We start from the raw sequence: 22,219 nt of genomic DNA, 5'->3' as shown, positions 1-22,219 counted from the left end.
TTATTCAATTGTTATTCAATTGTTATTCGGTGGTTATTCAATTGTTATTCAGTGGTTATTCGGTGGTTATTCAATGGTTATTCGGTGGTTAAGGTTTAACCGATAAATAATTTTTTCGCACATTTTTTTGTGTTGTGGCAATTTTTTATACCTTTGCACTCCCATTGTCTTGTGGTGTAACGGTAGCACAACAGATTCTGGTCCTGTTTGTCCAGGTTCGAATCCTGGCAAGACAACAAAATTAACTAAGAATCAATATTTTACTGAGGAATACAACTAAATGTCGGATTGATAATTCATCGGTCCGACATTTTTTTGTGTTGATCATTGAACCTTCAATTCCAATCGGATCCCCAATGCATCAGAAATCCTCCGGGTAGATACAATTACGTCTTCCCTGAGCATACGGGGAAGACGTAACTTTTGAATATAAAGAGGGCAATAATTACTTACCCTTCGAAAGGGCTTGCTCGTAATTCTTCTCCACTACAGCCCAATCGAGTACGGACCAGAAAGCATCGAGATAATCGGCACGCTTGTTTTGATATTTCAGGTAATAAGCATGTTCCCATACATCTACTCCCAAAATAGGACAGCCTTGATTCGCGCTGGTGTCCATTAAGGGATTATCCTGGTTGGGCGTAGCGGCAACGGCCAAAGATCCATCACTTTTTACCAGTAACCAGGCCCAACCAGATCCAAACTGTCCCAAACCGGCTTGCTTGACCTGCGCTTTCAATTCGTCGAGGCTTCCAAAATGTGTATTGATTTCTTCCGCCAGTTTCCCTGTGGGAGCAGTCTTTGGCGTCGCTGACAAAATTTTCCAGAAAAAAGAATGATTGTAATGTCCTCCTCCATTGTTCCTGACTGCAGGAGCATATTTACTTACCTCTTTCAGAATATCTTCCAATTCTTTCGACTCGGCATCGGTGCCGGCAATAGCCTTATTCAGGTTGTCTACGTAAGCTTGATGATGACGCTGGTGATGGATAGTCATCGTTGTAGTGTCAAAATGAGGCTCTAACGCGTCATAAGCGTAAGGCAACTCAGGTAATGTGTAACTCATAACTTTACTTTTTAGATGTATACTATTTTTATAATTCTGTTAATGTACATATTCATGAACAACAGAACATTCATTTTGTTGTTTTATTATACTGATTTAACAACGGGGATCAGTAAACCTGACAGCAAAATAATTTCAGCCCCTCAATAATTAAAATATGCTAATTTTTTTGTTTTTATTCAGAAGAAAATATCTTTGTATCAATAAACTACCAATTAGGAGGAAACAAATATGGACAGGCGTAGATTTATAAAGACAGGAATCGTAGCAGGAACACTGATAGGTGCCGATATGTTGAATGTCGGTTATGCTCAATCCTTTGACAAGAGAAGGGAATACGTCACAGTTGACAATGCTTATCTTGGGAGTAGAGTTGTCCTGGGATCCACCGGGCTTGCCGTGCCCCTTATGGCCATGGGTTCCGGCACTTCGGGCTGGAACAACTCCTCCAATCAGACCCGCATGGGTATGGAACCGTTTGTAAGCCTCGCAAGAAACGCATACAACCGGGGAATGAAATTTTTTGAAATGGCTGAATCGTACGGCTCTCATCCTTTTTTTGGAGAAGCCATGAAAGGTCTGCCGCGGGAGGAACTGACACTTCTTACCAAAATAGCCAAAACCGATGGAATTTCGGCCAATGAGACACGAACCAAGATTGACTCTTTTCGTAAGGAACTCGGCACGGATTATATCGACATTATCCTGTTGCACTGCATGACCTCGGGGGGATGGGCCGACAGCCGTCAGGGAGTTATGGAGGGATTGTCAAGGGCTAAAGAAGAAGGTATTGTAAAAGCAGTCGGTATATCCGCACATAACTTTGAAGCACTTCAGGACGCTGTTGAATCCCCTTGGGTAGACGTGATACTGGCCCGTATCAATCCGTTCCAGTCGCATATGGATGGGACGCCCGATACCATCCGGGAGCTATTGGGGAAAGCACGCCGGAAAGGAAAAGGTGTGATCGGGATGAAGATATTCGGCGAAGGGAGCCGGGTGAAAGACGAAGAGCGTGAACAATCACTGCGTTACGCTTTAGCGGAATCCAACATACATTGCATGACTCTCGGTTTTCAAAGTATTGCGGAGATGAACGATGCCATTGCACGGGTTGTCCGTATGCTATCGTAATCGTTTTCTTTCAAATAGAGGTTTCGATATCGCCCCATATATAACGACACTGATCAAACACACAAGTCCGGAGACCATAAATAAGGCTTCGAAGGAATGATGCCCCGAAATAAATCCGCCAAGCAACATTCCTATTGCAAGACCTATATCGAAACCCACCAGATAGGTGGAATTGGCTGTCCCCCGCTGGTTATTATCAGCCATATTGATATAAAGAGTCTGCAGCGCCGGAAACATCATACCGAATCCAATACCGATAAAAAATCCTGCCAGACAAAAAGCATAAATATTATGATAATGGGCAAATCCGAAAAAAGCCAACGCCACTATCACCATGGCGATCATATTCACCTTATGGATATGTCCCCGGTCCACCAGCCGGCCGGCAAATACCCGTGATAACATGATGCCTCCTGCCCAGAACAAAAAATAGATCCCTGCATTAGGGATATTAATCTCCTTTCCGTACTGTGCCACAAACGGACCTATGGTACCCCAGGCAAAACTGGGAAATAACTGGTTAATAAAAATAGGCCACGCACGAAGAAGGAAGAACCGGTCTAAAGATAATTTCTTACGCACCGTTTTTTCACGCACAGGTGCCTTTATCAATGTAACCGCCAATATCCCTAAAACGCCCATTCCCATGGCACAACCCAATAACACCGGAAAACCATAAGCCCCATAAATATGTATGGCAATAAACGGTGCTATCGCCATCGCTACATTCGTGAATGTGCCATAATAACCAATTCCTTCGGCCCGTCTTTCCGACGGGACCAGGTCGATTGCCAGCGTACTGGACGAGACGGTGGTAAAACCCCAGGTGATGCCATGAAGGAAACGAATCGCTACGAAAAATAAAACTGTTGTGACGAAGAAATATCCGGAAAATATGGCAACAAAACCGATAAAACTGACCAGCAGGATTTTTTTGCGGGAATACAAATCGACGAAATATCCTGAAAAAGGACGTACAAACAAAAGGGCGATGGCATAGGAGGCTAGCACGATCCCTGTGCGGGACTGGGGAACACCTAATACTTCCGTAATATACAACGGAATGGTCGGCATCAACAAATTAAAAGAACATGCCATCAGAAAATTGGCAATGCAAACATTTATATATCCACCAGTCCATAACCTGGCAGGATGTGAATCAATATCCATATAACCTAAAAACTCAGCGGGCAGCTATCCCAACGGACTGCAAAGGTACAATATTTTGCTCCACTGTCCAAATTGAATGGCTGGTTACCACCTCTTTTCCCCAAAGGCCAGACATTAAAAAGAACAGGATAGAGAATCGCTCCCTATCCTGTTCCATCCCTTTTCAATAATACCGGTCTTACGTAGAGTTCATGATAAAATCGGCGAAAAGGGTTCCGTCTGATTATTTATTGGCAGGATGATCGTATGTGGAAGTACGCACATCCCAATACATTTTCGTATAATAGTTATTGGTACCATCATCCAATTTAGAGACTGCTTCAGTCCAATTAACACCGTTCAGCGTACTTTCATCGGTCGGATATTTCACACGGGCAACAATATCTCCTTTCACTTCGGATAGAGGTTCAAACTTAACCTCATCAGTTCTGATTATAGTGCCCTCATCATTTTTTATATCCAGAAGAGATGATATTTCTCCGGGACGAAGAACCTGTTCGGGATAACCCGTGCGGCGGATCTCAGTCCAAGCCTCCGTACCGTTCATATACAGGTCGATGTATTTCTGTACGGCAACAGCCTCAGCATCCACATTCCGGGAGACCGCATCTACATAAGCATCGATATCTGCCTGTGCAACAGCAACCCCGGCCAATGAAGACCAATAATTGATGGAAGCCTCAATCCCCTCTTTATAGTCACTCTCAGAATAATTATTATACTCGCTCAGAATAAACTTCAACTCAGCATAAGTCATCAGCGGAACTGCGAAGTCTTTTTCCAAAAGCACCGGAGGGACAGCATACCAGTTAGGTGTTCCCGCACGAAGCGTCGCGGTATTTCCACTCGGGATACCATAAGGAATTCCTTTATAAGCACCTTCCACGGAAGTTGTATACATTTTCAACCGCGGATCCACAGTTCCTTCCCAGGGATGGGATTTTTCATTCAACTCGTCCTTCGTTCCCTGAAGGAGATCAACAAACGGTTTGGTGATGGTAAAATCATTCCGATTACTTACAAAGAATCCACTATAAAACAGGCAATAGTCCGTTCCTGTGGTGGAATATTTGTATGCAGCCGCATCACCGTTTCCTTCAAATACTCCGTCTGCTATGGCCTCTGATATATAGGTACGCCAGTCCGGATCCACCTTGGACAGATGGATGGCCAGGCGGCATTTCAACGAGTTCCCGAATTTCTTCCATTTAGAAGCGTCGCCACCATAAATAATATCTCCCGAGACAAACGCCTCCTGCGATTCGTCAATCATCGTTATCGCATCCGTCAACTCCTCTAACATCCAGCCATAGATATCGCTCTGGTCATCATATTTAGCGTATAACACACCATCTTCCAAACCGGCAATTTCAGTATAGGGAACATTTCCCCATGTATCGGTAATAATATTCATCAGCCACACTTTGAGAATCTTCGCTGCAGCAATCTGATTGACATTCGCCCCGTATATCGAATTCGGAGCCGCTGTGGCCTCATCGGTATTCAGCTTGATTATCTTCTCAAGATTTGCGATGCCCATATACAAATATTTGAAATAATTATTATTGGTAGATTCGCGTATCTGGTACCGGTCTTCCTCGGTATAGTTCCTCTGCGCCCAATACTGGGCATAAAGCAGATTCTGTCGTCCACTGAACCACACATCGTACACGTTATCCATGATCCATTTCTGAGTACCGTTCATCAGCATATGCGTAGGCACCTCTTGCGGGTTATTCGGATCCTGGTTCAATGTATCCAGGTCTTCGCATGTTACAACCGAAAAACCGAGCGCTATTAATAACAGATATTGATATATTCTTTTCATCATCTTTTGTCCTCCTGATTAAAATTTGAGACTTACGCTTGCGCCGAAATTAGCAATGGAAGGGATAGCTCCACCCTCTATACCTTGTATATTCCCGGAGCTGGTAACCATCATTTCGGGATCGAAATGCTTTGTATCGGGGCCCCATACCGCAAGGTTACGGCCATAAGCCGAGATGCGCAGCGATTTCACGAATTTATCTTTATTCAACGGGAAGGTATAGCCTACATTTATTTCCCGAAGCTTAATATAATCCGACTTGAATACTGACTGTGCTGCCGGTCCTGTGTAATAATCAACGGCATAATCATATCCGTCGGCAATTGTCGTATTTGGGGTGCCATTCTCGTCAATCACACCTTTGAGCAAGATACCATTTTCACGAATTCCATTGGCGGCACTCTCCTCCAGCATACCGGAATACATTCCCCACATATACGAAGTGGAGAAATAATGGCCTCCCCTGGAGAAATCAAGCAAAATACTTGCATCCACATTGCCGATCCTGAATGTGTTTGTCCAACCGCCACTGAAATCAGGATAAATGCTTCCTAAATTCTCATACCCATCAGTTGCCAGATACAATCCGGTTTCGGAATCGATCATCTTATTCCCATCTTTATCAAAGACATAATTTCTCCCCATAATCACACCGTACGCATCACCTTTCAGTGCCCCAATTTCTACGCTGAACGGAGCATTTACGAGCCGGTAATAATCAAGGTCATCTATCAGTTCTTTGACCTTATTTTTATTGGATGACAACATCAACGACGTTTCCCAACTAAAATTACGGGTCTTCACAGGGGTTCCATTCAACACCAATTCCACACCTTTATTGGTTATGACACCGGAGTTGACGACCTTATTAAGATATCCCGAAGTCCCTGACACCGATAATGGGATAATCTGGTCTTTTGTTTCGGTCGAATAATAGGTAACATCAAAACCCAACCGGTTATTGAGGAAAGACATCTCGAGGCCTACCTCAAAAGAAGTAGTAGACTCCGGCTTCAGGTCAGGATTATTCAACGTGTTGGGCAAACGGTAACCGGGTGTTGAGGAATCGATATTCGTGTATTGGGTATATGTGGTAAATACCCTATAAGGATCCGTATCGTTACCCACCTTTGCGATACCGGCACGCAATTTTCCGAAAGAAAGCCAGTCGGACTGTTCTTTCAGCATTTCAGAGAAAATAAAACTACCGGTCAACGAGGGATACCAGTATGAGTTATTCCCGTCGGGTAACGTGGAGGACTTATCGTTACGCAACGTTGCCTCTAGGTAGAGCATATTCTTCCAACCGGCGCTTACGTTGGCAAAGACAGAATGAGCTCCTCTTTTCCTTAATAAATTATAGGCATCCGCAGGAGAAATAGAATTTTTCAGATTATAAAATAAAGGGATGGCAAGTCCGCCTACCGTTTCACCATATACATATTCATAGCGGCTATTCATTATATTCCCTCCCAGATTGGCAATCAACGAATAATCTCCGAAGTGATTGTTATACATCAACATAAATTCGTGGTTCAGTTCATATTGTTGGCGGGAAATTTCCATATAGCGGGATTGTTCCTGGGAACCAACGGCATTTCGCTCGTATTGTTTATCGACAAAGAAATCGAGATTGGTCTTATACTGGAATTTGAGTTCCGGTAATATCTTATACGAAAAGCCCACATTCCCGTATACACGGTTACGCGAGTCGTTCTGATAATTCATAAAACGGCTCCAATAGGGGTTATTGCTATAATTAGGGGTGGGATCATCCCATGCCACACGATTCCATGTAGCTTGTGAACCGTCAGGCATAATATAGAGATTTTTTGACTGGGCCATATCCAGTTGGCGCTGTCCCCACTGTACAAATTTCACCATCACATTATTATCACCGTAACCTATTTCCGAACGTCCTTTGGCACGCGAGTTAAAATAGGTCACATTGGTAAATGCTTCCAGTTTCTGATCGGCACTGGTCGTCGTTCCCGATAATGAAAACACGTTTTTGGTCATTGAACTGTTAGGCAGATAACCTTCTAAATCGGTATTCGTGAACGATAACCGTAAAGAGGCGCGGTCAGTAGCCTGTGAAATGGAAAGGTTATTTGTATAGGATACCCCCGTTTCAAAGAAATCTTTGACATCATGTTCAGGCGCTACCCATCTGGAAGTAGTGGGATTTCCCACTTTCCCACCGGCCTCCCACTTCGCCAAATCGTACCAGGAAAGAACTTCCTGTCCTTCCAGTTTAGGTCCCCAACTTTCATCTACCTCATATTCTGGAATATTATAGTTCTTGCCATTAATGGTCTCTTGTCCAAAAGATTCCTTGGATCCACCCCCGTATAACTTCTGCAATTTCGGTAATTTATTGACCACTTCAAAACCCACGGAACTACTAAATGAAACGCCCAGACCTTCACCTTTCGCTCCCTTTTTGGTAGTGATCATAATCACACCGTTGTTGGCACGGGAACCGTAAAGTGCCGAAGCGTTGGCTCCTTTCAATACCGATATATTTTCAATATCATCCGGATTGATATCCTGCACAAGATTGCCATAGTCGTACCCGCCACCGCCTCGTTGCGTATCGGTTGAGTTAAAATCAGTTCCTTCCACCGGCACACCATCAATCACGAACAACGGCTGGTTATTCCCGGAGATGGATGTCACCCCGCGAATCAATATCTTGGACGATCCACCCATTGAGCCGGTACCGCTTGATATCTGCAAACCGGCCACTTTACCCTGTAAAGCATTTACCGGATTAGATAAACCACCACGGGCCTTGATCATCTCTTCACCGGCGACCTCACTCACGGCATATCCTAATGCCTTTTTATCACGGCTAATACCCAATGCCGTCACCACCAACTCGTCCAGTAATGCGGCATCCGATACCAATACTACCCGCACATTTGCAGTGGCGGGCACCTCTTGTGTCTGCATTCCTACGTACGAAATAACAAGAGTTCCTCCGGATGACACAGACAGGTTGAAATTTCCGTCCATATCGGTGACCGTTCCCTGTGAAGAGCCCTTCACCTGAACGGTGGCACCGATCACCGGTTCTCCAGTCTCATCCACAACCACTCCTCGTACTTGTGTCTGAGCAATAATAATCCCTATCCCTACAAAAAACAGGGTCAATAACATCATTAACTTTCTTTTCATACTCTACTCTTTTTAGTTATAATTAAAGGACAATAATGATATCTTTTGCATCTTTGATAACCCACCAATAATACCTTTTGATACATTAAGCGCAAATTTAAATCATTTTGATCAATAAAAAGCAATTTTACTGACAGAAAATAAAACTTTTAACATCCCACCTGTCAAAAAGCACAAAGAAAATAAAAGTTAATAATAAATCGGGGGGGGGGCTACAGATATAAGGAGCAACGCCTATCTGAATTCAATAGATAAGTTTCACTTGATTCAATTAAAAGACAACCGGAATTGAATAATAAACATTTGGTTAACAAAAAAATTAGGCCTCCATAGAGTTAGGGAGGCATCAGAACGGATAACCGATAGCAAAATGGAAGGCAAAATCGCGGCTGAAATCGGGTTTAAAGATGGTCCACCGGGATCCTTCGGGAAGACCGGGGTTATGCGCTTTCATACCACCGTCCACCCTGATCAACAGGAAATTAAAATCTAAGCGCACCCCAAGTCCGTATGCTACGGCCAACTCCTTATAAAAACTATTCCACCGGAACATACCGCCGGGTTGCTCCATATAGTTCTTGACCGTCCATATATTCCCGGCATCGACAAAGGCGGCCAGTTCAAACATATGGGTCAGCTTGTGCCGGTATTCTACACTGAAATCGAGTTTCACATCCCCGATCTTACGTCCAAAATCGGAGCCCGTAATCGTATCGTTACTATAGGTACCCGGCCCCAGGGTACGGGTACTCCACCCTCTCACGCTGTTCGCCCCTCCGCCGAAATAGCGTTTTTCAAAAGGTAATACGTTTGAATTCCCGTAGGGATACGCCAGGCCCACAGCAATATGTGAAGCAATAGTATTCCTGTCATCAAAGGCATACGAAGCGGCAATATCGAAATCACCTTTCACATACTCCGAATAAGGTTGTTTGAAAAATGTATGGAATCCTTTGTCATTCACTTCTCCACCTCCCAGGCTCGTCGCGAGACGGGGCAACCATCCTGCCACTTCGATACCTGAGCGGATCCGGAAAGGAACAGTCGGCATGCTCCGCCGTCCAAGACGGTTGAAGTTACTATAGTTGAGGGTATACGCACTGCGGACAATCAACTGGTCATCATAACTATACCGCAGGATAGGATTGACATCCTCATTGAAGTAAAGATCTTCGAATTCTTTGGATTTCCAGGGCATCCTGATGTAGGTAACCCCTACCGGCTCCAACATGTGTTGTAATCGCCACTCATGAGATGCCCATTGAAAACGGGTAGAGAGGTTAAAGAATTGGCGCAGGTATTCAGGCCGTTTCTGAAAGTTGATACCCGCAGAGAATTCAGTCGAAGCCGAGGGCTGGTCTCTGAGTTCTCTTATCATCCAGGGAAGTAGTAATTGCGGGATGGAGAGTGATGTTTCTATACCATATTCATAGAAACTGTTATCAAGAAGATTCAGGCTGTCGGAGGTAATAAATTCGTAAGCCGCATTCAATTGTACACGGAATGTCTCTCCTCCTTTCAGGAAGTTACGGTGTTCATAACTTACATTCCCTGCCACACCAAGATCTCCCGCCGAATTGGTTCCATCCACTCCGAACTGTATATAATGCAGGTTTCCCGGGAAGAGGGTGATCCTTGAGTCGATATATGCCGAGTCGTTCCGTATGGTGGGTGTCAGATTAATCGATGTCTGGTTGATCGGTCCCATACCGTTGAGGGACCCATAGGTGCGTTCCTGTACCCTGTCGGCATAAAGTCGTCCGGGACGCAAAAAAGTATTATAATATATTGCCCGGGGGCGCAAAAAACGCTCTTTCCCGGAAATGATCCTCATCCCCTTATAGTCCACCGTATCCAAATCCAAAGAAGAACGACGGACAGAATCCTGCAAGAGAACCGGATCCACCCCGTTGATCACGGTCACATCTCCTATATAGTATTGCCGGTGGCGAGTTGAATCGGAAGGATTGTTGAGTGAAAGTGTCACATCCACCTGGTTTGTTCCTACCGTAGTATCCGCAATAAAATAAAAGTTATCCTTCAAAAAACTGTAATATCCCCTGTTTCTCAGTATGGTAGTCATCCGCTCTCTTCCGTCCTCCAGGACAGAGAGGTCAAAGATATCACCTTCTTTCATCAGGGCAAGCTGCCTGCTTCGGTTCAGGATATTGTAGATGGTGGTATCCACCGAATGAATGGTATCGGTAAAAGTGCGGATACGGTGAGGTTCATTGCCCGTCACATTATAAGTGACATTAGCTTTCTTGTCTTTTTTCACTACGGTGGTATCCACCTCCGCATTCAGGTATCCCTTATTTTTCATGTGCAATCGTATCTGCTCTGCCGAAATAACGGCCAACTGCTCATTATAAAGCACCGGCGGTTCACCATATTTGAGGAGTAACCTGTTCAGCCATGTAGAGGTGTCATTGGGAATATTGTACATATGCAGCTTCGCCCTTCCCACCAAAATCATCGAGGAGTTGGGTTTCTGTCGCAGGTATGGCTTCAATGCGGATGAGCTGATACCTTTCACATCTGATTTTATATCAGTCTTATTGAGAAGATAACTCCCATCAGGCACTTTCTTGGTCACACTACATGCGCCCAATATACATATCCACAATATAATTACTATATATTTTCTCATACAATAGTCGACAAAAACTAATAATTACCAATTATCTTACTACATCCCCGAATCATAACAGTTATTCGATAGTTATTCGGCTTCGCCGTTATTCAATAGTTATTCGTTCGCTTCACTCACGTTATTCGCGCTTCGCGCGTAGTGCAACCGACAACCGAACCGTAACCGAATTACAATTGAATTACAATTGAATAACAACCGAATTACAATTGAATAACAACTGAATTACAACTGAATTACAACTGAATTACAACTGAATAACAACCGAATTACAATTGAATCAATCTTCCTCCTTCGGTTTGGTAAACCTCAAATCAAACAGTTTTCTGAACTCTTTGGCCTCTCTGGTAACCATGATTCCAACTCCTTGCGTAGTGAGTGAACGGCGGTAAACCCGTTGGTTGGCACGGTTAAAAGCCCGCAACATAAGCCAGTTGTTGATATCATATTCCAGTTCGAACTCTCCCAGGAATTGCTGCTGGCCCTCCACCAGCATACTGTTATCCCCATAGCTCAGGTTGGTGTTTATACGCAACCGATTGTCCATCAAACGAGTAGAAACATCCACCCCCATCCTTACATTATCGAAGCTCCCATCCACCGATTCCAGACTGGTACTGATCGACCAGTTATCCCTCAATGCACTGGCAAAGAGAGCATCCAACCCTTTGGACAGCGTACTGGCCGCGATATTCGTGACCATCGACGAACCGAAATTCATATCAGTAGAACTCCCCTCGGTTGGCATAAAGCTGCCGGCGGTCACCAGGTACACCACCTGAAGGATTCTCGTCTCTTCGTTCGGCATAAAGCTTTTCACCCGCTGCTGCACATCACTTGAATTCTCCGGCAACTCCACATCAAATTGCAGGTCCATCCCTTGCAGGTTACCTTTGATTTGGAGTATGGCATTCACCGGCACCCGGGTATTAGGCAACTCGGTGGTGAATGTGGAGCTGAGTGTAGCTAAATCTGCCCTTACAGGACGGTAAGCAGTTACATCGAACTGCGTATTCATCGGGTTACCTTCCATCGTGAGCTTGCTTCCTTCGCGAATATTAAACTCTATCGAACGAAGATTCTGCAGGTTATAATGAAACTTTCCACTATTAAGCACATAATCCCCATAAAGCAATACCGAAGGGGTGGATCTTGAGTTGAAGTTGACATTCAGTTCTCCCTCACCACTCACCTGAAGCGCGTTCCCGGTAGTCGGGTCAAGGACCACTCCGGCTTCGAGCAACGGAGTCAGGTTCACTGTGATGGCCATCACGATAGGAATACCGCGGGACACATTCGTGTTAAGTTGTCCTCCGGATGATTCTTCATTTTTACGCAAGAATGCCAGTGAATCTGGCTCCTTTACTCTACTATCCACATAGATTATACCGCTATACTGCGTAGCTGTTGCCGTTTGGGGAAGGACCACAGTGACGTCCGACCGACTTGAACTGGTCAGATTCCCGTTACCGAATATGCCGGCAGGAGATCCCGTCACATTGAGTTCTCCCGACAGTTTCAGGCTACCGTAAGCCATCAGGTCGGTACGGTTGGAATTATTCAGCAGCATGAAATCGTTGAGGCGGATGCCTGCATTATAAACCATCCGTCCGAAATTAGTATGGGACAGGCTCACATTCAATGTAGCGGTATGGTTGTTCTGGTCACGGATCACCAAGTCTTTCAACCCCACATTGTCCCTGCTGATCTCTATGGTATCAGATACGTAATAGGTCACATTGGTAAATGCCACCTTCATCATACCCTCATCAATTCCCAGCCATCCTTCCGTTATCGGTTCAGAAAGCGTACCGGTAACGTGTATATTAGAATTCAAATGCCCGTTCAATTCGCTGAAAATACCTGTGGTCAACGGCTGGATGGCCATCAGTTTAAAATCAGCTATGGTGAGGTTCACATCCATCGGAAATGGGCTGTTATCGCCGGTAGGAATATATCCTTTTACATCGAGGCTGCGCTTTCCTCCATCCTCCAGCCATGCATTCAAATTAAGGCCGGAAAGGAGGTTGTCCCAATCCGCATCAATACGGAAGGTGCCAATAGTATCACCCTGCACAGTTACATTCTCCACCCGGAGCTCTTCGGTGCGGATCATTGGATTATCCAATGCCTGGCGCACATAGATATCTCCATTGATAGCCCCCGCGAAGTTAGTTACATTAAACGCATTAAGGATATTTGCCAACTCCGTATTATTAAAATAGATACGGATATTATCCGCTTCGCTCTTCGATGCTACCCCATCTATCCCCAACAAGAGCATATTATCTTCCCGGATACCGAAATTGGAGACCCCAATACGGTCTTTGCTATAAGCGATGGATGCATCGTTGAAATCGATTTGCTTATTGTTGAAGAGGACTCTGGCAGGAGGGATACGGATGTCCATCGCCAACTGGTCTTCACTATCACGCCGGAATCCTATCGCCACCAACAGATCCCCCCGGGAGTTGGTATTATTTTGCTTCATATCGAACGACAAGCGGTTATTCAACGAATCCGATATTGCATCACTATTCAGTTTTAGATTGATATATCCGTTATTTTGTACCAGATAACTGTTCACATCCAGTTTCAGGTCAGACGTACGGTTGAGCAGGCCCACCTTTGTCTCCCGGATATCATTATTCCCTACCATTACCCGGGGAAGGTGCGCGTCGATGCGTAGCGATTCGTCGGCCGTCATATCCACACGGCCGGAAATGGTCGCCGGTTCCACATTATAGAAAGGAAGTGAAAGCGCATAGGAGAGATCTTCCGTATTTTGAAGCTCGATATTGAGTTGAAAATTATTCTTACCTGTTTCCGGCGGCTGTGACTGTTGATTATCCTTCTCTACTATTACAGAAGGGAGGTGAGGATGGATTGCCCGCATCAGTTCAGCCCCAATGGTCGAAAAATAATAGTCGCCGGTGATATTCCCTTCGAGGAAAGAAGAGCTGATCTCTATCTTTTTTCCTTCACCCTCGTCGGCCAATGCCTGGAGATAGATAGCGCCGGGACTATAAAAGAAGTTGCTATCGGCCAGAGAAAGGTTATCAATCACCACCATGCCTACCAGGTCATCCAACGAACGGCCTGAAAGATCCCCATCGATATTCACCTTGAGATAAGGATCTTTCCAACTCTCAACCGCCACGAAAGGCGACAGATCGAGACGTTCCACATCACCCTTTACAGTATATTTCATCAATTCACCGAATGTAATGTCACCGGAGAGGTTAAACGTATTCCTTTCGGTATTGGTGCGGATATCTGCCACAATATTATCACCGCTATACACCCCGTTGAAGAAGATATTGCCGTAATGGTAGTCTTTGAATGATGTAGATTCAATCTGGCCATCGGCAGCTACCGTAATCGTTGAGTCTTGAATGACGGATAATTTGATATTTGTATCCAGGGTAGTGTTGCCTACCCCGGCGCCCTCTCCTATGATATTGGCCACTTTTATATTATTGGCCCTCACCGGCCCCTCAAAAACAAGACGCTTGAATTGCTCACCGATACGCCCGGTTCCATTGAGAGCCACATCCCCCTGGCCGGTAATTACTTCTCCATCGTAGAGGAATTGCTGCAACCTTCCGTCGGCTTTCATCCGCAGATTGAGATCGCCCATGGCAACCAATGCGTCGGGAGAAGTATAGTCCGGCGCACCAATGCGGATTAACGCCTGCAGGTCTTCCTGGGAAACATACAGATCCCTGAGATTCACATGCAATTCTCCATTATTGATGTCACTGTAATCGGAGATCGATGCGGAGAGATTAATCTCCGTATCAGGACCATATCGGAAGCCCAAATTGTTCACTTCCACCCGGGGCAATGCGCCCTCCGCCTTGACTTCAAATGAGACAGGCTTGTCAAGATCCCCAAAACGTGGCACAAAAATATTTATATCGCGCGGATCGGTCTGCTTGCTTTCCGCGGTAAGGGAAAATGCTTTCGACTCCAGATCGTAAGAAGCATCCTTAATCTGGATACGTGACCCGTTCATACTGACAGTCACCCCGTCACTACTCAACAAGGAGCCTTCACCCTTCATTCGCACCCTCAAATTATTAAGCGATAGGCCGGCATTCTTTTCCAGAAAACGGAGCAGGCTCACATCCGCCTGCATATTTTCCATACTCAGGAAATCCGCTTTTCCCTTAAAGTTAAAATCTTCCAGATCTATATGACTGACATTAAAGGCACCGGGAGTCTCCGGAACCGAATGAATATCATACCGGAGTTTTCCATTTTTCAATATCACTTCGTTAGCGGTAATATGCCAAGGCTTTCCCTCTTTTTCCACCTTTACCGTATCCTCTTTGGCAAAGGTATCAATGATAAACTGGAAATTGAAGGGGTCATCCGGCGACGCGCGGTGTATGTTGGCTGTGAAATTCTCAATGCCCGCCTTGTGTACCGTCACCTTATTCCTTAAAAGATCCATGGCATGGATACGGACTGCTATTTTACCCACGTATAACAAGGTATCCTGCTGTTGGTCTTCCAGATAAATTCCATCGAGTTCCACGGTATTAATAAGGCGGATACGGATACCCTCCAACTCGACTTTCGTTCCAATGAGTGGTCTGAATTTGTCCAATGCCATGTTAGCCACACCCTTCTGTACAGCAGGAATACTGAAAGTAATGACAAGTATTACATTCAACAATACAATACTGACAATGATTATGGCGAATATACGGACAATTTTAGTGACTACTTTAGCGACCAACTGAATTGACTTTTTAATTAAACGATGCAATGATACAAAAAAATGGGGGTATAAATCAGCATTCCACGATTTTTTTAACCAAAAAACAGGGTTATTTACTCTTTTTGAATTCCATTTCTCCGTTTCCACAATAAAGAACTATCGCCATAGCTCAGAAACCGGTAATCGTTTCCCAGTGCATAGTTGTATATCTTACTCCAATCATCACCCACAAATGCTGAAATAAGCAGTAACAATGTACTCTGAGGTTGGTGAAAGTTAGTGATGATCGCATCGGGATAATGGAATGTATAACCAGGGGCAATCATTAGTTGCGTGGAAGAGATGAGCCGTTGCTGTCCGGTTTCATCAAGATAATGTAAAATACTGAGAAGCGCCTGTTCCGGAGTAATCTCAACAGTATCTTCATAAGGTTCCCACTGCTTCACCCCCAGGTCGCCAGCCGCAATATCAGCACCTGCAAAAAGCCTTTTCCCAATATAATAAAGGCTTTCCACGGTACGCATTGAAGTGGTTCCCACCACTACAATTTTCCCGGAATGGTGTAACAATTGCTCAATGGTCTCTTTCGGTACCGAGATAAATTCGGTATGCATCTCATGGCCTGCTATAGTTTCAGTTTTCACGGGCTTGAAGGTCCCTGCCCCGACGTGAAGGGTAACTTCACCCATCTTGATTCCCTTTTCATGGAGTTCATCCATCACTTTTTCCGTGAAGTGCAATCCTGCCGTAGGTGCCGCTACAGAACCCTCAGAGCGGGAATAGACTGTTTGATAAGTCTCATCGTCTTTCGCTTCCGAAGGACGGTTCAGATAGGGGGGGATGGGAAGCTTCCCCGCTATTTCCAACAGTTCTGAAAAGGTAAGTTCATCATTATCCCAGGAGAATTGTACGATTGTATCACTTCCTGTTACACCGCCTTTTTCGGCCTTCAATCGCACCAAACCGCCATCGACAGGTATATCCATCGATAACGGTTCATCTTTCCAACGCCTGGCATTTCCTATCATACAATGCCAGGAACATTGGCGGCGTTGCTGAAAACTCACCACATAGTCCGCCGGAATATGCGGGGAGAGGCAGAATACCTCGATCTGAGCGCCGCTTTCCTTGTGAAATAACAACCGGGCATGAATCACCCGGGTGTTATTGAACAGGAGCAGGCTCCCTTCCGGAAGCAACTCCGGTAATTCACCGAATCGAAAGGTATGGATCCCCGAACCACCGTACACCAACAGTTTGGATGCATCCCTCTGTTCAAGGGGATATTTCGCGATTCTATCGTCGGGAAGAGGATAATTATATCGGGATATTTGCAGTTGTGCTATATTCTCTTTTTGCATAATTCTTTTTTTTTGAGAAGTGAAGAAGTGGAGAAGTGAAGAAGTCACTTTTAATTCTCAAATTCCAAATCTTACATTTTTTCACTATCAGAAAAATGATTTTTCGTAATAATTAATGCATTTATTCCGCAAAATTAATCAACTTTGCAACGCATAACAAAAAAGATTGCATGAATAAATTATCAATAGGGGACACAGTGCGGTTTCTCAATACTGTGGGGGGAGGAACCGTAAAAGGATTCCGGAATAAACAGGTGGTGATCGTTGAAGACGAACATGGTTTCGACGTGCCGGTGTTGATCTCGGAATGTGTCGTAGTACAACCTGCGGGGAACGAAAAGCTCACACAGTCACCGTCAGAGGAGGAAGTTCCTTACGCTACCACACATGATACCCCAGGAACCAGCACTACGGCAAACTGGGAAAAGCCCAAAGAGGAAGAACTTCCCGAAGAAACGCCGGAAGGTGAAAAGATCACCGCCTGCCTGGCATGGCTTCCCATGGATATAAAGAACCTGTCGTCCACAACCTACGAATGTTATTTCGTGAACGACAGTAATTACTACCTCTTTTTTAACTATATGAGCCGTGAGGGAAATTCTGAGAAAATCCGTTACAGCGGGCTTATCGAACCCAACACCAAAATTTTTTTAGAGGAACTCGAAAAAGGAGATCTGAATGAGATAGAGAGGATAACCGTGCAATTCATCGCATTCAAACGAAACAAACCATTCAATGTAAAGCCTCCCTGCTCGGTAGAACTCCGTATCGATACTGTAAAGTTCTATAAGCTGCACAGTTTTCACGAAAACGATTATTTCGAGGACGATGCCCTTACCTGTTTCATCATTCGGAACGATATCCCGGAAGATAAACTCCGCATTCCTACCGACGCTCTGGAGCAGGCTATGAAAGAAAAAAAGCGACAGGACAACCGACCCCGGAAGGCACAGATCGAAAAAGTAAAAAAAGAGGAAACGGCCGTAGTCGATCTTCACATTAACGAGTTGCTCGACACCACCGCGGGAATGAATAATGCAGAAATATTGGAATATCAGTTGAGTAAATTCAATGAGGTGATGAATGAATACATCCATCGTAAAAACCACAAAATTGTATTTATCCATGGTAAAGGTGATGGTGTACTCAGAAATGCCCTCATCAAAGAGTTAAGAAGGAATTATCCAAAATGTTTTCACCAGGACGCCTCTTTCCGTGAATATGGCTACGGAGCTACCATGGTGACTATTAAATAAAAATAAATATTCAATCAGATGAAGAAGATGATCCTGCTCCTTAGTGTAGCCCTCCTGTTCAACGGCTGCGACGTAGTAAACAGAATCGGAGGAGCCTACCAACTTTCACAGAGTGAATACCGCTACCATTCATTAGACAATATCCAGCTGGCAGGGATAAATTTAGGAAATGCTTCCGTCATCTCGGTATCGAAACTGGCATCCATAGCCACCGCGCTGGCCGGAGGATCTTCCTTGCAAACTATACCGTTCAGCATGACCCTCAATATGGATGTGACCAACCCCAATAAAAACGCCGCTTTCCTTGATGCATTGGATTATGCCATCCAGATCAATGAGATGGAATTTGTGGAAGGGAAAATGGATATCCCTATCCGCATTGAACCGGGAGAGACCAAAGTAGTGCCTATCCCTGTCAGCGTAGATTTAAAGAATGTGATGAACCGCTATTCCCAACAGCGGGTCGCCAATGAGATGAGTGCTTTCCTCGGTATCACTCCCAACGCAACCTCTGTGACTGTAAAGCTATGGCCTAAACTGACTGTGGGTAATACCGTCCTTAAATCACCCGCAGCAATCCCTATCGTATTTAATTTTGGAGGAAAAGATTAACGGGGAAAGAAAACGATCCGGGCACGACAGGCGGTTCCTTTTTCTTTTGTTTCAACCTGAAAGAGATAATCATCAGGAGCAATCATCTGCCGATGGACTTCTCCACGGTCGCCGTAAGTGATCTCTTTCAGGAAGTTGATCTCAAACCGCCGTATATAATGTTCCCGGTAAAAATCGAGCGAAAAACAATCTGACAACCACTGTACATAATTCAAGCTGTTGACATGCCCATTGACATCTATTTCACTGTATTTCACGGTAAAACTGTTGGCAATCGCCCCTTCCACATTGGCAATCCTGCCCGGTTCATCTACCGGAACACTTTCATCCACGATAAATTGTTGCATCGTGGGAATGGTATCCAACGGCACACTGCGACGTGTATGCATATCGATGACGGCCCACAGGGATTTGGCATGCCCGATTACCGTCCCGGCCCCGTCCCTCATCCGGAAATTACGCGTGGTGAATGCAATTCCCACATATTCTATCCATGTCTCCACAGAAAACGAATCCTGTTCGGTCGGGAAACGTTCCATGTCGACCACTAACCTCGACAGCACCCAGGTATAGTGTTTCTCCTGCAACTCCAGCAGGCCAAAACCGTTTTCAGTCGCATTCCGTCCGGCTGTCATCAATATCATATTGGTGAGCGACCTTAACGAAACCCTACGCCGGAAATCGATATCCTGTGCCTCAATATCATAACTGTATTTTTTCTTCGCACCCATTCTTTCTTCTTGAACTATTTGGTTTAACTAAACGAGCAAAGTATTCCCAGAACGTTTTTCTCCGTTCAGACAATGAACTGAAATATTTAGAGTTTAACTTGATTTTTAAACTCCAAAGGTACAAAAATATCCAAAAACAGCCATATTAATATCAGGTGGCGGCTTATGAGAATTCTTTTTCCGCATGGAATTAATCATTACCTTTGCAAAGAGTATAGAAACATAATTTTACATTTGTCCATGCAATCGATCAGAGAACTTTACCGCATCGGGAACGGGCCATCAAGCAGTCATACTATGGGACCCAAGAAAGCAGCAGCCATGTTTGCCCAAGATCATCCTGAAGCAAAGAAATTTGTTGTCACACTTTACGGAAGCCTGGCCGCTACGGGCAAAGGACACTTGACCGACGAAGCGATTCTGGGCGTTTTGGAACCGGTTGCCCCCACCACTATAGACTGGTTACCGAAAACATTCCTGCCTTTCCATCCCAATACCCTGAAACTGGAAGCATATGACGGCAATGACAGGACAATTGCTTCACAAACCGTCTACAGTGTAGGTGGTGGTAAAATTTCCGATGGTGAGAAGACTATTGGTGTAACCGGAAATGAAGGAAAAGATATCTACTCGATGACCACGATGACAGCAGTGATGGAGTGGTGCGAAAAAACCGGTAAAAGCTATTGGGAATATGTAGAAGAGCATGAAGACAGAGAAATCTGGGATTACCTGGCAGAGGTATGGAAAGTGATGAAAGCTGCCGTGGAAAGGGGACTCGATAATGAGGGAGTACTCCCAGGGCCCTTGAACCTGCATCGCAAGGCGGCAAGCTACTTTATCAAGGCCAAGGGATATAAGGCGTCGCTGCAATCGCGGGGCCGGGTTTTTGCCTATGCCCTGGCGGTATCGGAAGAGAACGCATCGGGCGGCGAGATCGTCACCGCACCTACGTGCGGTTCGTGTGGGGTGATACCGGCAGTGCTTTACCACCTGGAAGAGAGCCGCAGTTTCAGCAGGAACAGGATGCTTCGTGCATTGGCTACGGCAGGGTTAGTAGGCAATATAGTGAAAGAGAATGCCTCTATTTCCGGTGCAGAGGTAGGATGCCAGGGAGAGGTAGGCGTTGCCTGCGCGATGGCCGCAGCGGCAGCCAGCCAACTCTTCGGAGGAAGTCCCGCCCAGATAGAATATGCGGCGGAGATGGGGCTGGAGCACCATCTGGGAATGACCTGCGATCCGGTATGCGGATTAGTACAGATCCCCTGTATCGAACGGAATGCTTATGCTGCCGCAAGAGCCTTGGATGCGAACCTCTATTCGTCGTTCACCGACGGGATCCACAGGGTTTCGTTCGACCGTGTAGTAAATGTAATGAAGGAGACGGGGCACGACCTGCCTTCACTCTATAAGGAAACCGGCGAAGGAGGATTGGCGAAGGGACATTTGTTTTAGTGGAAAGGTGCCTAAGTGGTTAAGTGGTTAGGTGCCTAAGTGGTTAGGTGGTTAAGCGGGAAGACCTTTGGATATTTTGCGGGGATCCCATATACTTTTCTTTTAATTTTACCGTTATAACAGCGGTATTACGTAATCAACCTGTTAAAACTATTTCATCATGTAACATGGACAGATGCTGTGTAAGCAGGGTTCTGCCGTTACTGCAAATAGTCAGAACTCAATACAATTAAAATGATAGATTATATCAAAGGGGAGGTGACGGATCTTACTCCGACCAATGTGACACTTGAATGCGGCGGCATCGGCTATCAGCTGAATATCTCGCTGAACACTTACGGTGCGATCAGCCAGGAACCTACGGCAAAACTCTACGTATACGAGTCCATCCGTGAGGATGCCCATGTGTTGTTCGGGTTCAGGGATAAACATGAACGGGAATTGTTCCTTCACCTTATCTCGGTATCAGGCGTAGGTCCCAGCACCGCAAGGATAATCCTGTCCTCCCTCAATTCAAGGGAACTGGAAAATGTGATTGCCACCGAGAATGCCTCCGTACTGCAATCGGTAAAAGGAATCGGAGCCAAGACGGCACAAAGGATTATCGTCGACTTGAAAGACAAAATCAAAATGACCGACGAAAGCGGAACCCTTCAACTACCCACGAAAAGCGACCTTTCCGAGACCGGCCATGCGGCAGTATCTGCACTGGTGATGCTCGGATTCGTACAATCCGCTTCACAGAAAGTAGTATCAAAGATATTAAAGGATTCACCCGCATTACCGGTGGAGGGCGTAATTAAAGAAGCGCTGAAGAGATTATAACAGACTGATTGCGTAATACGGATTTGAATAAATAAATCCTGTTAAGCTGTTGTTTCTCTGAGAAAAATTGACCACATATTCTTTCTTATCGATACGGCAATCTCCCGTTTTTTTTCAGGAAAGCCGTACGAAGTTCGCGTATTTATTATCTTGTGCGCTTATTATTTCCTGTGTCCGTTTTTCCCGTGCACCTTATCACCCCAGTCTCCCCGTCACCCCGTC

Annotated in this window: 14 protein-coding genes and 1 tRNA gene; 6 read left to right on the top strand and 9 right to left on the bottom strand. The window is 45.2% G+C overall.

Annotated features, from left to right (window positions below; all coding sequences use genetic code 11):
- Positions 1–165: 165 nt before the first annotated feature.
- A tRNA-Gln gene (locus tag ABV001_RS12370) sits at positions 166–236 on the top strand.
- A gap of 209 nt (positions 237–445) precedes the next feature.
- Here ABV001_RS12370 and ABV001_RS12365 read toward each other — a convergent pair.
- A complete protein-coding gene (locus ABV001_RS12365; protein ID WP_352423093.1) occupies positions 446–1,066 on the bottom strand; it encodes a superoxide dismutase in 621 nt (206 codons plus the stop codon).
- 231 nt (positions 1,067–1,297) lie between these two features.
- Between ABV001_RS12365 and ABV001_RS12360 the strand changes: the two genes are divergently transcribed.
- Positions 1,298–2,200 (top strand): aldo/keto reductase, encoded by a 903-nt coding sequence (locus ABV001_RS12360; protein WP_352423092.1) that lies wholly within the window; start codon positions 1,298–1,300, stop codon positions 2,198–2,200.
- Here the strand turns inward: ABV001_RS12360 and ABV001_RS12355 are convergent.
- From ABV001_RS12355 to ABV001_RS12325, 7 genes are all read right to left on the bottom strand, one after another.
- Positions 2,192–3,370 carry an MFS transporter gene (locus tag ABV001_RS12355; protein ID WP_352423091.1) on the bottom strand — a complete coding sequence of 393 codons (1,179 nt, stop codon included), beginning with the start codon at positions 3,368–3,370 and terminating at the stop codon, positions 2,192–2,194. The two genes, ABV001_RS12360 and ABV001_RS12355, sit on opposite strands and share 9 nt — an antisense overlap.
- 13 nt (positions 3,371–3,383) lie before the next feature.
- On the bottom strand, positions 3,384–3,527 hold the full coding sequence (locus tag ABV001_RS12350; protein WP_352423090.1) for a hypothetical protein: 144 nt from the start codon (positions 3,525–3,527) through the stop codon (positions 3,384–3,386).
- Positions 3,528–3,593: 66 nt separating this feature from the next.
- Positions 3,594–5,201 (bottom strand): SusD/RagB family nutrient-binding outer membrane lipoprotein, encoded by a 1,608-nt coding sequence (locus ABV001_RS12345; RefSeq protein ID WP_352423089.1) that lies wholly within the window; start codon positions 5,199–5,201, stop codon positions 3,594–3,596.
- A 15-nt stretch (positions 5,202–5,216) separates the two neighbouring features.
- Positions 5,217–8,378, bottom strand: a complete 3,162-nt coding sequence (locus tag ABV001_RS12340) for a SusC/RagA family TonB-linked outer membrane protein (RefSeq protein ID WP_352423088.1) — start codon at positions 8,376–8,378, stop codon at positions 5,217–5,219.
- 346 nt (positions 8,379–8,724) lie between these two features.
- Entirely contained in the window at positions 8,725–11,028 is a 2,304-nt protein-coding gene (gene tamL / locus ABV001_RS12335) for a translocation and assembly module lipoprotein TamL (protein ID WP_352423087.1), read from the bottom strand.
- Positions 11,029–11,308: 280 nt separating this feature from the next.
- Entirely contained in the window at positions 11,309–15,775 is a 4,467-nt protein-coding gene (locus ABV001_RS12330; RefSeq protein WP_352423086.1) for a translocation/assembly module TamB domain-containing protein, read from the bottom strand.
- Positions 15,776–15,870: 95 nt separating this feature from the next.
- The gene (locus ABV001_RS12325; RefSeq protein ID WP_352423085.1) at positions 15,871–17,118 is read right to left on the bottom strand and encodes an S-adenosylmethionine:tRNA ribosyltransferase-isomerase; all 1,248 of its coding nucleotides are present in this window, start codon (positions 17,116–17,118) and stop codon (positions 15,871–15,873) included.
- 170 nt (positions 17,119–17,288) lie between these two features.
- Between ABV001_RS12325 and ABV001_RS12320 the strand changes: the two genes are divergently transcribed.
- Both ABV001_RS12320 and ABV001_RS12315 read left to right on the top strand, forming a co-directional pair.
- Positions 17,289–18,374 carry a DUF2027 domain-containing protein gene (locus ABV001_RS12320; RefSeq protein ID WP_352423084.1) on the top strand — a complete coding sequence of 362 codons (1,086 nt, stop codon included), beginning with the start codon at positions 17,289–17,291 and terminating at the stop codon, positions 18,372–18,374.
- A gap of 18 nt (positions 18,375–18,392) precedes the next feature.
- Positions 18,393–18,986 carry an LEA type 2 family protein gene (locus tag ABV001_RS12315; protein ID WP_352423083.1) on the top strand — a complete coding sequence of 198 codons (594 nt, stop codon included), beginning with the start codon at positions 18,393–18,395 and terminating at the stop codon, positions 18,984–18,986.
- Here the strand turns inward: ABV001_RS12315 and ABV001_RS12310 are convergent.
- Entirely contained in the window at positions 18,983–19,717 is a 735-nt protein-coding gene (locus ABV001_RS12310) for an acyl-[acyl-carrier-protein] thioesterase (RefSeq protein ID WP_352423082.1), read from the bottom strand. The two genes, ABV001_RS12315 and ABV001_RS12310, sit on opposite strands and share 4 nt — an antisense overlap.
- A gap of 240 nt (positions 19,718–19,957) precedes the next feature.
- Between ABV001_RS12310 and ABV001_RS12305 the strand changes: the two genes are divergently transcribed.
- Positions 19,958–21,172, top strand: coding sequence for an L-serine ammonia-lyase (locus tag ABV001_RS12305; protein WP_352423081.1), 1,215 nt, complete (start codon positions 19,958–19,960; stop codon positions 21,170–21,172).
- Between the two features lie 234 nt (positions 21,173–21,406).
- A complete protein-coding gene (gene ruvA, locus ABV001_RS12300; RefSeq protein ID WP_352423080.1) occupies positions 21,407–21,997 on the top strand; it encodes a Holliday junction branch migration protein RuvA in 591 nt (196 codons plus the stop codon).
- The last annotated feature ends 222 nt before the right edge of the window (positions 21,998–22,219 follow it).

Origin of the sequence: Proteiniphilum sp. (assembly GCF_040307845.1) — a bacterium.
Classification (GTDB): domain Bacteria; phylum Bacteroidota; class Bacteroidia; order Bacteroidales; family Dysgonomonadaceae; genus Proteiniphilum.
The sequence above is the reverse complement of the archived record's forward strand: the minus strand, read 5'-3'. Positions and strand labels throughout refer to the sequence as shown.